Here is a 13,289-nt window from a genome sequence, read left to right as displayed (position 1 = left end):
GCTGGCTGGGAACGTTCAATTCCCCATATCGTTCAATGGCTTATGCCTACCGGGTCATTATTGTTCACATCGGCATTGAGGCAGGCCAATCGAGCGACGTCGCAACGCTTAATCTTCGGCGCTGCTGTCGATGCGCAGGCCAATCTTGATGCCCACCTGCCAATGCTTGACCTTGCCATCCACCACATGGCCCCGCGTCTCGGTGACTTGGAACCACTCGATGTTGTGCACCGTCTCCGACGCCTTTTCGATTGCACGACGAATGGCGTCGTCCGTCGAGGTCGTGGAAGAACCGACGAGTTCGATTTGCTTGTATACGTGGTCCGACATACATCACTCCAATTGTTGGCGTTAGGTACATCGATTCAAGCAACCCCCGTGCCGGAAGCAGCGCGGGGTCGAGGCAGTTAAAGCACGTCCGAGCCGTCGTCAGGGCAATTGCTTTTCAACGTGCCCTGCGTCACCACGCTACCGGGCGCCACATCGCGCGTAAGCCACACATTGCCGCCGATCGTGGAGCCTTGGCCGATCACCACCCGGCCGAGAATGGTGGCACCCGAATAAATCACGACGTCGTCCTCGACGATCGGGTGGCGCGGCAATCCCTTCTCGAGGTCGCCGGTAACGGTCTTGGGAAAGCGTTTCGCACCGAGTGTGACCATTTGGTAGAGACGCACGCGCTCACCGATGATCGCCGTTTCGCCGATGACCACACCCGTGCCGTGATCGATGAAGAAGCCCGCCCCGATTTGCGCGCCGGGATGAATATCGATGCCGGTGGCCGAGTGCGACAGTTCCGACACCACGCGTGCGACCAACGGTGCGCCCAGACGATACAACGCGTGCGCCACACGGTGGTGAATCACCGCCGACACGCCCGGATAGCACAGCAGCACTTCATCCACACTGCGCGCGGCGGGATCGCCGTTGTAGGCAGCCATTACGTCGGTGTCCAGGAGCCGGCGCATGGCCGGCAGCCCCAACGCAAACTGACTGACGATCTCTGTCGCGTGGCGATCGACTTCACCCTGGTCAGGCACCACGCCGCCATGCGTACTGCGTGCCACATGGCGCAGCGCGAGTCGCACTTGGGCGTAAAGCGTATTCAAGGCGGAGTCGAGGTTGTGCCCGACAAAGAAATTTTCGCTCTCTTCGCGCAGATCCGCCGGCCCCAGACGCATGGGAAACAAGGCCCCACAGAGCTGCTCCATCACCTGTTCGAGCGCATCGCGCGAGGGCAGATCGCGGCTGCCGGTTTCGCGCTGACGCGAATGCGCCGAGCGCCAGTCGCGGCGCGCGCCGTGCAACTCGTCGACGATGCGGGCCAGTTGCCAGTTATGCGGCACCGTGCGACCGGTGGTATCGAGCGCCGCGCTCACGTCACGAGCGGCTGCGGCGTCGCCCGGTGCGAGCAGGTTGTCGGGATGGGTAGGTTGGTTCATAACCTGATCTCTTGAGCAAGGATCGATTAAATATAACAACTCACTCATCTTCGCGCCCGGGAAAACCCCTGTTTAAAAATGGAGATCGTCAGCCCGGTTATATCGATACGGCCGAATCGATCGTTTCGTTCATAAGTCGCAGCGCTTTTTCACCGTGACTGTATATCCCAGTTGCGCACTCGCCGCTTCGGCCTCGTGTCGCACAGCCGAAGCGATCGGCCCAGCCGCATCCGGATCGAACCCGCCCGACGCTCCCAACGCTGTGAGTACGGCACACACGCGCCCTGAGTAGTCGTACACCGGCGCCGCTACGGCGCTGATCCCGGGTAGATACGTATCGCGCACCACGGCACAATGCGCCGCGATGACATCGCGGCGCAGGTTGCCGATGGGATCCGACGCGTCGAGCTGCCGGCGCCGGGCCGGGGCGGCCGCCGCGATCTCCGCCTCGGCCAGCGCCCGCACCCGCGACTCGTCAAGCGCCGCCAGAAATGCCCGCCCCGTCGCCGACCACACCATCGACATCACTGATCCCACGCGCACGTTGACGGTAACCGGCAAGCCGGGCTCTTCGAAACGCACGATGGTGGGCCCCAAATTGCCCATAACGGCCACGAAGCTCGTGACCTCCAACGTTTCCCGCAACCGTATCAGCGAGGCCTCGGCCACCCGAATGGGATCGGCCTGACGCATGGCGGCCAGCCCGATCTGAATGGCCTCGGCGCCCAAATGGTAGTGCTGCGACCCCGTATCTTGCGACACGAGATTCTCGGCCATCAGGCTCACGAGATAGCGATGCACCTTGGCCGGGCTCTCGCCCACGTGCGCCGCCAGCGCGGTGAGGCTCGCACGGCCATTCAACTGCGCCAGCCCTTTGAGCACGGCCATTCCCAACTCCGCCGACTGCACGCGTTGACGCCGCTCGCGCGAGCGCGGCACGGCGGTGGTATCTCGCTCGGCATCGGCGTTGGAGGCAGAAATGGAAGGCGGCAAAGACATGCGTGGCGGCTCGCTGAAAACCGGTGCGGTCAACCGGTACCGATAGAAGCATTGAGGGAAATCCCTGAGTCAAGAGATTACGCAATGCGTACTAGAATTACGCAAAATCATAACAGTGAAGTACCCCGAGGAGACAACATGAAGAAGCTTATCGCCTGCGGTTTGCTTGCCCTGCCCATGCTGGCAGCCAGTCAAGCATTTGCCCAAGCCCAGGCCTATCCCAATAAACCTGTTCGCTGGTTGGTGCCCTACGCCGCCGGCGGCGGATCCGACTTTCTGGCGCGTACCATCGGACAATCGCTGTCGTCCAAACTTGGGCAGCCAGTCGTGATCGAGAACAAGCCAGGGGGCAACACCGCCCTTGCCGCGGCCGAAACCGCGCGCGCGCCAGGCGATGGCTACACGGTGCTGTCGGCCGACAACGGCACGATGGTGTTCAACCCCGCGCTCTATAAAACGCTGTCGTATCAGGTGAAGGATCTCGCACCCGTCTCGTTGATGGGCAAGTTTCCGATGATTCTGGTCGTAGGGCCTAACACCGGCATCACGAGCGCGAAGGACTTCATTGCGCAAGCGAAGGCCAAACCGGGTGTGTTCAATTACGCGTCCGCCGGTTCGGGCAGTCCGCACCATCTGGCCATGGAACTGCTCAAAACCCAGACGGGTCTGACGATGGTGCACGTGCCCTATCGCGGCGCAGCACCGGCTTTGGCCGACGTCGCAGGCGGCCAGGTACCCGCCATGATGGTCGATCTGGCGGCGGGTGCCGGATTCATCTTGGGCAACAAGGTACGTCCGCTTGCCGTGGCCAATCCCACGCGATTGAAGCAATTGCCCGATGTGCCTACCTTCAAGGAATTGGGCATCGACGTCGAAGCCGCGGCATTGGTCGGCATGGTGGCCCCCGCTACCACGCCCCCTGCCGTGATCGACACGCTGAACAAGCAGGTTGTGGCCGCCATCAAGGATCCGACGGTCAATCAGCGCATGATCGACTTCGGTGTCGAACCCGTGGGCAGCAGCGCCGCCGAGTACGACGAGCTGCTGAAAGCCGAAACCACCCGTTGGCACAAGCTGATCAAAGATCTGAACATCACGCTCGACTAATCGTCGTGCTCCACCCGTGACGTTCGTTCGAGCGCACGCGAAGGCCACCTCGACGTGCGGCCTTCGCACGTCGCGGCTTCGATCGGACGTCCCTTTCTTTCTGGAGCGATCCGCATGACTCTCCCGCACCCTGCCGCCGCTCGCGGCTGTCCCATCGCCCATGGCGCCCTCTCCGATCAACGCTCACCCACCGGCTGCCCCGTCAGCCAGCGGGCGGCCGACTTCGATCCCTTCGAAGAAGGCTATCAGCAGGATCCGCCGGAGTACGTTAAATGGGCGCGAGAGCAGGAGCCCGTGTTCTACAGCCCGAAGCTGGGCTACTGGGTGGTCACGCGGTACGCCGATATCAAAGCGATCTTCCGCGACAACATCACGTTCAGCCCGTCGAACGCACTGGAAAAGATCACGCCCACGGGCGACGAAGCCAATGCCGTGCTGGCAAGTTATGGCTACGCCATGAACCGCACGCTGGTCAACGAAGATGAGCCGGCCCACATGCCGCGCCGGCGTGCGCTGATGGATCCGTTCACGCCCGAAGAACTCAAGCATCATGAGCCGCTCGTGCGGCGGCTGGCGCGCGAGTATGTGGACCGGTTCATCGACGACGGCCGCGCCGATCTGGTCGATCAGATGCTGTGGGAGGTGCCGCTCACGGTGGCGCTGCATTTCCTCGGTGTGCCCGAAGAAGATATGGACACGCTGCGCAAGTACTCGATCGCCCATACCGTCAATACCTGGGGCCGTCCCAAGCCTGAAGAACAAGTCGCTGTGGCACATGCCGTGGGCAACTTCTGGCAGTTTGCCGGCAAGGTGCTCGAGAAGATGCGACAGAACCCTGACGGCGCCGGCTGGATGCAGTACGGCATTCGCAAGCAACAGCAGCAACCCGATGTCGTCACCGACTCATACCTGCATTCCATGATGATGGCCGGCATCGTGGCGGCCCATGAAACCACGGCCAATGCCACCGCGAATGCCATGAAGCTGCTGTTGCAGCATCCCGACGTCTGGCGTGAAGTGTGCGACGACCCCAGCCTGATTCCCAACGCCGTGGAGGAGTGCCTGCGGCACAACGGCTCGGTAGCGGCCTGGCGCCGCCTGACCACGCGCGCGGTGCAGATCGACGGCGTCGATATCCCCGAAGGCGCCAAGCTGCTGATCGTGACCTCGTCGGCCAACCACGACGATCGCCATTTCGAAGGCGGCGATCTGTTCGACATCCGCCGCGACAACGCCAGCGATCATCTGACATTCGGCTACGGCTCGCACCAGTGCATGGGCAAAAATCTCGCGCGCATGGAAATGCAGATTTTTCTCGAAGAATTCACGCGCCGGTTGCCGCACATGCGACTTGCCGAGCAAGATTTTTCGTATGTGCCGAATACCTCGTTTCGCGGCCCGGAACACGTCTGGGTCGAATGGGATCCCGCGCGCAACCCCGAGCGTACCGACGCGCGCGTGCTGCAATCGCAAACGCCGGTGCGCATTGGCGAACCGTCCAAGCATGCCATCACGCGCCCGGTCGTGGTCGAGCAGGTGACGCCAGTCGCCGACGGCATCGTCAAACTGCGCCTGGCCGCCCCGGATGGCCGCCCGCTGCCCCGCTGGACGCCCGGTTCGCATATCGACATCGAATGCGGCACCAGCGAGATCAGCCGTCAATACTCGCTGTGCGGCGATCCGGACGACACCGGTGCCTACGAAATCGCCGTCCTGCGTGAGCCCGCCAGCCGTGGCGGATCCGCCTGGGTGCACGGCACCCTGCGCGCGGGCGACCGCCTCAGGATTCGCGGCCCCCGCAATCACTTTCGTCTGGACGAGAATGCCGGCAAGGTCATCCTCATCGCGGGCGGCATCGGCATCACGCCGATCAGCGCCATGGCGCGGCGCGCCCAGGCCCTCGGCATCGACTACAGCGTGCACTACAGCGGGCGCCGTCGCGCCACCATGGCCTTCGTGCCCGAACTCACCGCGCTGCACGGCGACCGCCTGCACGTTTATGCGCAAGACGAAGGCCGCCGCAACGATCTGGGCGCCCTGCTCGCCCAGCCGCAGCCCGGCACCCAGGTCTACGCCTGCGGCCCGCAGCGCATGCTCAGCGCCTTGGCCGAGCACTGCAACGCTTGGCCCGCCGACGCCTTGCGGGTCGAGCATTTCGAATCCACCCTCGGCACGCTCGACCCCACCCGCGAGCATGCCTTCGAGGTCGAACTGAAAGATTCCGGCCTCGTCCTGACCGTCCCGCCCGATCAAACGCTACTCACCGCGCTGCGTGCGGCCAACGTCGACATTCAAAGCGATTGTGAAGAAGGCTTGTGCGGATCGTGCGAGGTGCGGGTGCTCGCCGGGCGCGTGGATCATCGCGACGTGGTGCTCACTCGGGCCGAACGCGAGGCCAACACCAAGATGATGACGTGTTGCTCGCGGGCATGCGATGGCCGATTGGTGATCGAATTGTAGGAAAAAGGCGGCCTGCGCGGGCGGGCAATAAAGTGGCGGGCACGCTAAACTCACCGGTTGATCCATCACCGCAAAAAAGCCCGTTTCAATGCAGGAATCCAAGGCCCCGCGGGCCGATTCGTCCCGCCCGCCCGCCAGCGCTCCCGGTCACACACCCATGATGCAGCAGTACCTCCGGCTGAAAGAAGAAGCCGGCCATCTGCTGCTCTTTTATCGCATGGGCGATTTTTACGAGATGTTCTATGAGGACGCCGAGCGCGGTGCGCGTCTGCTCAACCTCACGCTGACCAAGCGCGGCGCCAGCAACGGCGCGCCGATTCCCATGGCGGGGTTGCCGGTGCACGCCATGGAGCAATACCTGGCGCGCCTGGTGGCCGCGGGTGAATCGGTCGCCATCTGTGAGCAAATCGGCGATCCGGCGTTGTCCAAGGGCCCCGTCGAGCGCCGCATCGTGCGCATCGTTACCCCGGGCACGCTCACCGACGACGCGCTGCTGCCGCCCAAAGCCGACCGCGCCGTGGCCGCCGTGCACCTCGGCAAAAACGGCCGTCAACCGCGGGCCGGCCTGGCGTGGCTCAATCTGGCCAGCGGCGAATTCCGCCTGACCGAATGCGCATTGGACCAGATCGAATCCGAACTGCACCGCATTGCGCCGGCCGAGCTCATCTGCGCCGATCGCACGCAATTGACGTTCGTGTTTGAAGGCGCCCGGGCCCGCGTCCCCGATTGGCACTTCGAACACGACGGTGCCTTGCGCCATCTCACCGCGCACTTCAAAACCGATGCGCTGAGCGGTTTCGACGTGGACGACATGCCGGTGGCCGTGTGCGCTGCAGGCGCCCTGCTGCGTTACGCATCGCGCACGCAGTCGGACACCCTGCCGCATGTGCAGACGCTCACGGCCGAGCGGCCGGGCCAGTATGTGCTGATGGACCCGGTCACGCGCCGCAATCTCGAGCTCACGCAAACGTTGTCGGGCGAAGACGCCCCGTCGCTCTTTTCGATTCTTGACGACTGTCGCACACCGATGGGCAGCCGGCTTCTGCGCCGCTGGCTGCATCATCCCCTGCGCGACAACGCGCCGGTGCAGGATCGGCAGGATGCGCTCAGCCTCCTGCTCTCTGCCGAGATCGATGGCGACGTGCTGCATCGCCAACCCGCCATCGACACCCTGCGTCGTCTGCTCGACGTGTTTCCGGATATCGAACGCATCGCCACGCGCCTGGCGTTACGGTCGGTGCGGCCGCGCGAACTGGCCAGCCTGCAGCAGGCGTTGGTCGCGTTGCCCACGTTGTGTGGCCATCTCGCCAAGCTTGCGCTCACGCCCCATTTGCGCGATCTCGCCACACACCTGTCGCCCGATGCGGCCTTGGCCGACTTTCTGAGCCGCGCGATCCAGCCCGAGCCCGCGGCCGTCATTCGCGATGGCGGCGTGATCGCAACCGGCTTCGACAGCGATCTCGACGAACTGCGCACCCTGGCTACCGATGGTGGCGCGTTCCTGATGGAACTGGAAACCCGCGAACGCGAACGCACGGGCATCAACAACCTGCGCGTCGAGTTCAACCGGGTCCACGGCTTCTACATCGAAGTGACGCGCGGCCAGGCCGACAAGGTGCCGGAAGATTACCGCCGTCGCCAGACGCTCAAGAACGCCGAGCGCTACATCACGCCCGAGCTCAAGAAGTGGGAAGACCGGGTGCTGTCGGCGCAAGACCGCGCGCTTGCCCGCGAAAAATGGCTGTTCGAACAAGTGCTCGACACGTTGGCGCAGTATGTGACGCCACTCTCGCGCGCCGCTGCCGCCCTGGCCGAGCTGGATGCCTTGATGTCGCTTGCATGTCATGCCCAACAGCACGGCTGGACGGCACCTGAACTCAGCGAAGGCGCCGAGATCGATATCGAGCAAGGACGCCATCCGGTCGTCGAGCGCGCCATCGAACGCTTTACGCCCAACAGCAGCCGCCTGGACGGCACGCGCCGCATGCTGCTCATCACCGGCCCCAACATGGGCGGTAAGTCGACCTACATGCGCCAGGTGGCCTTAATCGTGCTGCTGGCCCGCATCGGCAGTTTCGTGCCCGCCACCCGCGCGCGCATCGGCCGCATCGATCGCATCTTCACGCGTATCGGCGCTGCCGACGACCTGGCCGGTGGCCGGTCGACGTTCATGATGGAAATGACCGAGGCCGCCGCGATCCTCGCCTCCAGCACACCCAACAGTCTCGTGCTGATGGACGAAATCGGCCGCGGCACGTCCACTTACGACGGTTTGGCGCTCGCCTGGGCCATCGCCCATCGGCTGATCACGCACAATGGCGCGCTCACGCTCTTCGCCACGCATTATTTCGAGCTCACCCGCATGCCGGCCGAGCAGGCCACGGCCGCCAACGTGCACCTGGCGGCCGCCGAAGCGGCCACGGGCATTGTCTTCCTGCATGAAGTGCGCGATGGGCCGGCCAGCCGCAGCTACGGGATTCAGGTTGCGCAACGCGCCGGTGTGCCGGCCGCTGTGATTCGCCACGCCACGCGCGAACTCGAACGTCTCGAAACCCAGGGCGCTCCCACGCCACAGTTGGGCCTGTTCGCCGCCCCCGGCGAAGCCGACGCGCGCGCCGCCGAAATCGAATCGCTCGAGCGTGCCGCCGCCGAAGGCGACGCGTTGCGGCTGGCCGTGGCCGCCATCGATCCCGATAGCCTCACGCCGCGCGAAGCGCTCGACGCCCTCTATCAACTCAAACACAGCCACCCATGACCCGCGATCGCCAGCACCCGCCACTGGGCGACATCACGCCCGAGGTTTTCATGCGCCAGTATTGGCAGCGCAAACCGCTGCTCATACGCCAGGCATTCCCGGCATTCAAGCCGCCTATCAGCATCGCTGGGGTCAAAAAGCTGGCCAAATCGGACGAGGCCGAATCGCGCCTGATCTCACGTGAAGGCGACGCATGGCAAATGGAAAGCGGCCCGTTCGGGTCGTTGCCCAAGCGCACCGATCCCGACTGGACACTGCTCGTGCAGAGCGTGGACCTGCATGACGACGCGGTGGCGGATCTGCGCGATGCCTTCCGCTTCATCCCGGACGCGCGCCTGGACGATCTGATGATCAGTATCGCCGGCGTAGGCGGCGGTGTAGGGGCACACTTCGACAGCTACGATGTGTTCCTGCTGCAAGCCGTGGGCACACGCCACTGGCGCATCGGCCAACAAAAAGACTTGTCGCTGAAACCGGGCTTGCCGTTGAAGATCCTGAAGGATTTTCAACCTGAAGAAGATTTCGTCCTCGAACCCGGCGACATGCTTTATCTGCCGCCGCACGTCGCGCACGACGGCATTGCGCTGGATGAGTGCATGACGATTTCCGTGGGATTTCGCGCCCCCACCATGGCCTTTCTGGCGCAAGGCATGCTTGAAGCGGCAGCAGACCAGATTCGTGCCCGCGCCGGGATGGGCGCCGGCCCCTTTGGCGAGCCGCCGCTTCCCGGGCCGGCACTGGCTGGTCGCTACCAGGATCCCGGTGAAAAGCCGGCCGCGCAGCCGGCGCGTATTCCCGACAAGCTGATCGACGCCAGCCTCAAGGCCGTCAGTGCCGTGGCATTCGACACCACGCTCGCCACCCGATTTCTGGGGTGCTGGTTGACCGAGCCTGGCCCATCGACCCAATTCGATAATCCCAGCGACGATGCGCCGGATTTGACCGTTGAGTGGCCCACCGGCGCCACCTTCAAGCTCGACCGGCGCACCCGCATGCTGCATCGCGACGGCAACCTTTTCATCAATGGCGAAGTCGTGCCCGGCAAGCCCTCGGACTTTTTGATTGCCTTGGCCGATGCGCGGCGGATGAGCGTGCCAAGCGCGAAAGAGGCACGCGTCACACCGAGCGTGAGGCAGCTTCTGGACAACTGGGTGCAGGACGGCTGGCTACTTATTGAGTAAGTAGTTCCCACCATAGACACATCCGGTCAGCTCTGACACTGCTGTGTTAAGACTGTTTCGTTTGGGACGCGAAGGCTTTAATTTTCACACGGAACCTTTGCGGCGATTCAGGTAGTCTGTGGCATCGCTTCAACGCGAAGCACGCAATTTTCTTTTTTACAAGAGGAGCTACCCTATGTTGAGCAAAACATTGATCGCCGCTTCGGTTGTGGCCTTTGCCCTGACCGCCTGCAAGAAGGCTGACGAACCCGCTGCCCCGCCCGCCACGCCGACGCCCTCCACGGCACCGGCAACGCCTACGGCACCTTCGACCGGTGGCACGATGGGCGGCACCACGACGCCCGCCACGCCGGCCGCTCCCGGTACGGGCACTGGCACCGCACGTTAATCTCGCGGCGAGCCAGAGCGCATGATCGTATGCGCTCGATGACGGTCCAGCAACGCTTTGGCGGCTGGGCCGTTTTTCATGGCCAAATAAAAAAGCCGATCCTTGAATCAAGGATCGGCTTTTCTTTCCGTTGAAGACCGGGGCGTACGCGCCCGGGTTCAACTGTGTCTTACATCTTATCGCGCAACACGCCGAGCAACCGCTGAGCCGTAGCGCTGTTATCGCGCTGCCCGTTGGGATCCAACACGCTCACGCGCGTGGTGCCGGCCTGCTCGACCAATTTGATACGGTATTGCGCCGCTGCCGCACGCTTGTCACCGCCAAACAGGCGGCTGAAGATGCTGGGCTGTTCGTTTTGCACGCCCGTGTCAGTATCCACATAACGCACGAAGTATTCACCCGTCGAACGATCGCGATCGTCCACGGCGAAGCCACCCGAATCCAGCGCGATACCCACACGACGCCAGGCCCGGTCGAACGACTCGGAAATCAACAGGCCCGTGCCGTCGGACGACACGCCTTGCACGGTGGGCTTTTGCGGCGACTTCTCAGCGGACGCCACGATCTGCTTGGCCTGATTGACGTCGGTGCCCAGATAAACCATCAAGCGTGCGATCATCGCGGCATTCAAACCAGGATCTTCAGCGCCCGGTTCCCAACGCACTTGCATGCCGTCGTAACCGATGCGTTTTTCTTCCATCTGCTGATGGCTGATATAGATCTCGGTGCGATTGCCCACGCGCTCGACGCGCGTGCGGAATTTTTCGCGCTGGCCGCTATCGTAGGCGCTATCCAGAATCATCCCCAACGCCTGGCGCAGCCAGCTTTCGGGAATCTTGGAACGATTTTCGGCCCAGGCCGTTTCGATCAGGCCAGATTTGGGATCGTTGGTTTGCAGCGTGAAGCCGGTATCGGTCCAGAAGTCGACGATGCGCGGGAAAAGCGCCTCGGGCGGCTGGTCGATCACGAGCCAACGCAGGTCGCCATCACGTTCGACGCGCATGCCCTCGGGCTGCACGAGCACATTGGACGTTTTGGTGGCTGCGCTCTGCTGCATCTGCGCCTGACCTTGCTGCTGATACTCGGAGAACGTTGCCGAACCCGAAGACGGCGCGCGATATCGCGGATCGTTGGCAGCCTGCGTCAGGTCTGGGGGAATACTCAGCGGGTCGCCACGCGGCGCCGTACTTTTGTAGTCGATGGATTCTTCACGACCCAGCATCTGATTGATACTGCTGCAACCGCCCAGCGCAAGCAGGGCAGCCATTATGGCCGATACGCCAACATGGCGTGTATTCATACGTGTCCTCACGATTGATTTACAGCAGTCCCGCGTCGCGCAACGCACCGCGCACGACGTCGTGGTTTGCCGCACTCAGCTCCGACAAGGGCAGACGATAGCCCAGAGCCGTAAGCCCCATTTCTGCAAGCGCCCATTTGACCGGGATGGGATTGGCCTCGACGAAAAGAAGCTTGTTTAGACGAGCAAGACGCCCGTTAAGTTCGCGCACGCGAGGCACATCGCCCGCAAGCGCCGCCGCACAGAGGTCATGCATCATGCGCGGTGCCACGTTAGCCGTGACGGAAATATTGCCGCGCGCGCCCAGAAGAATCAGCGCCGCAGCAGTGGGATCGTCACCACTGAACACTTGGAAGCTCGCCGGTGCCTCGCTCAGGAGCAGCGCGCCGCGGCCGATATCGCCGGTGGCTTCCTTTACTCCGATGATGCCGGGCACCTCGGACAGGCGCAGCATCGTATCGTGGCTCATGTCGGCCACACTGCGGCCCGGCACGTTATACAGAATCGTGGGCAGATCGACGGCTTCGACGATGGCCTTGAAGTGACGGTACAAGCCTTCCTGTGTAGGACGGTTGTAATACGGCACCACCGACAGGCCGGCATGCGCGCCGACTTCCTTGGCGCGCCGCGACAAATGAATCGCTTCGACCGTGGAGTTCGCGCCCGTTCCGGCGATCACCGGAATCCGGCCGGCGGCGTGCTCGACGGCGATGCGAATCAATTCGGCATGCTCGTCGACCGACACCGTGGGCGATTCGCCCGTGGTGCCCACCACAACCAGCGCATCCGTACCCTCTTTGACGTGCCAGTCGATCAAGGCGCGATACGCGTCCAGGTCGAGGGCGCCATCGGGCTTCATGGGAGTGACCAGAGCCACCATGCTGCCCTGGAACGTTACGCTTGCGGCGGATGCCATAAATCAGGACTCCAGCGCCCGGCAGCGTCGTGCGCCCGGGCCCAAAAATCGTTAAAGGACGGAAAGTTTAACGGATACGCACGAACTAGAGAAACCAGCCGACGAAGGCCTGCCCCAGTTCGAGCACCGGCCGCAGCAGGGTCCACAGCACCCCGGTCGCCAAAAGCACCAGCACGATCATCAAGCCGTAGGGCTCCAGGCGCGAATACTGCCATGCCCAGCGGTGTGGCAACAAGCTGAACAGGATCCGCCCGCCGTCCAGCGGCGGGATCGGAAACAGATTGAGCGCCATCAGCACCAGATTGACCTGAATCCCGGCAATGGCCATCTGCGGCCAGAAATCCTGCAAGCTGCTCGTATCGGAAATCATCAGGCGCAGCGAGATGGCCCAGATCACGGCCATCACCAGATTGGAGGCGGGGCCCGCGGCCGCCACCCACAACATGTCACGCTTGGGGCGACGCAACCGTCCAAAATCCACCGGCACCGGTTTGGCCCAACCGAACAGCATGCCGGCCCCGCCCAGCATCTTGGAGGCGAGCAAAATCAGCAGGGGCACGAGCAACGTGCCGACCGGGTCGATGTGCTTGATGGGATTCAGCGTGATCCGGCCCGCTTGCGCGGCTGTGGGGTCGCCGAACATGCGCGCCACATAACCGTGGGCGGCCTCGTGCAGGGTGATCGCGAAGATCACGGGAATGGCGTAGACCGCAATGGTCTGGACGATGTCGTTCATGCGGC

The 13,289-nt window shown here is 63.3% G+C and carries 11 protein-coding genes; 5 read left to right on the top strand and 6 right to left on the bottom strand.

The window, feature by feature from the left end; all coding sequences use genetic code 11:
* Positions 1–108: 108 nt before the first annotated feature.
* From EYW45_RS22055 to EYW45_RS22045, 3 genes are all read right to left on the bottom strand, one after another.
* Positions 109–330 carry a dodecin gene (locus EYW45_RS22055; protein WP_161137597.1) on the bottom strand — a complete coding sequence of 74 codons (222 nt, stop codon included), beginning with the start codon at positions 328–330 and terminating at the stop codon, positions 109–111.
* Positions 331–407: 77 nt separating this feature from the next.
* Positions 408–1,442: a serine O-acetyltransferase EpsC gene (gene epsC / locus EYW45_RS22050; RefSeq protein WP_161137596.1), complete on the bottom strand. Its 1,035-nt coding sequence runs from the start codon at positions 1,440–1,442 to the stop codon at positions 408–410.
* Positions 1,443–1,571: 129 nt separating this feature from the next.
* A complete protein-coding gene (locus EYW45_RS22045; protein WP_161137595.1) occupies positions 1,572–2,441 on the bottom strand; it encodes an IclR family transcriptional regulator in 870 nt (289 codons plus the stop codon).
* A 138-nt stretch (positions 2,442–2,579) separates the two neighbouring features.
* Between EYW45_RS22045 and EYW45_RS22040 the strand changes: the two genes are divergently transcribed.
* The 5 genes from EYW45_RS22040 to EYW45_RS22020 all read left to right on the top strand — a co-directional run bounded on the left by EYW45_RS22040 (position 2,580) and on the right by EYW45_RS22020 (position 10,332).
* Positions 2,580–3,548, top strand: coding sequence for a Bug family tripartite tricarboxylate transporter substrate binding protein (locus tag EYW45_RS22040; RefSeq protein WP_161137594.1), 969 nt, complete (start codon positions 2,580–2,582; stop codon positions 3,546–3,548).
* Between the two features lie 114 nt (positions 3,549–3,662).
* Positions 3,663–6,008, top strand: coding sequence for a cytochrome P450/oxidoreductase (locus EYW45_RS22035; RefSeq protein ID WP_161137593.1), 2,346 nt, complete (start codon positions 3,663–3,665; stop codon positions 6,006–6,008).
* An 88-nt stretch (positions 6,009–6,096) separates the two neighbouring features.
* The gene (gene mutS, locus EYW45_RS22030) at positions 6,097–8,763 is read left to right on the top strand and encodes a DNA mismatch repair protein MutS (protein ID WP_407924948.1); all 2,667 of its coding nucleotides are present in this window, start codon (positions 6,097–6,099) and stop codon (positions 8,761–8,763) included.
* Entirely contained in the window at positions 8,760–9,944 is a 1,185-nt protein-coding gene (locus EYW45_RS22025) for a cupin domain-containing protein (protein WP_161137592.1), read from the top strand. The genes mutS and EYW45_RS22025 overlap by 4 nt, the downstream gene beginning before the upstream one ends.
* A gap of 175 nt (positions 9,945–10,119) precedes the next feature.
* Positions 10,120–10,332: an endopeptidase gene (locus EYW45_RS22020; protein ID WP_161137591.1), complete on the top strand. Its 213-nt coding sequence runs from the start codon at positions 10,120–10,122 to the stop codon at positions 10,330–10,332.
* Between the two features lie 169 nt (positions 10,333–10,501).
* Here EYW45_RS22020 and bamC read toward each other — a convergent pair whose 3' ends face one another.
* From bamC to EYW45_RS22005, 3 genes are all read right to left on the bottom strand, one after another.
* Positions 10,502–11,632: an outer membrane protein assembly factor BamC gene (bamC, locus tag EYW45_RS22015; protein WP_161137590.1), complete on the bottom strand. Its 1,131-nt coding sequence runs from the start codon at positions 11,630–11,632 to the stop codon at positions 10,502–10,504.
* A gap of 19 nt (positions 11,633–11,651) precedes the next feature.
* Positions 11,652–12,548, bottom strand: coding sequence for a 4-hydroxy-tetrahydrodipicolinate synthase (dapA, locus tag EYW45_RS22010; protein ID WP_161137589.1), 897 nt, complete (start codon positions 12,546–12,548; stop codon positions 11,652–11,654).
* An 85-nt stretch (positions 12,549–12,633) separates the two neighbouring features.
* A complete protein-coding gene (locus tag EYW45_RS22005; RefSeq protein ID WP_161137588.1) occupies positions 12,634–13,284 on the bottom strand; it encodes a site-2 protease family protein in 651 nt (216 codons plus the stop codon).
* Between the last annotated feature and the right edge of the window lie 5 nt (positions 13,285–13,289).

It is taken from the genome of Schauerella aestuarii, from assembly GCF_009866805.1.
Lineage (GTDB): Bacteria > Pseudomonadota > Gammaproteobacteria > Burkholderiales > Burkholderiaceae_B > Schauerella > Schauerella aestuarii.
The sequence above is the reverse complement of the archived record's forward strand: the minus strand, read 5'-3'. Positions and strand labels throughout refer to the sequence as shown.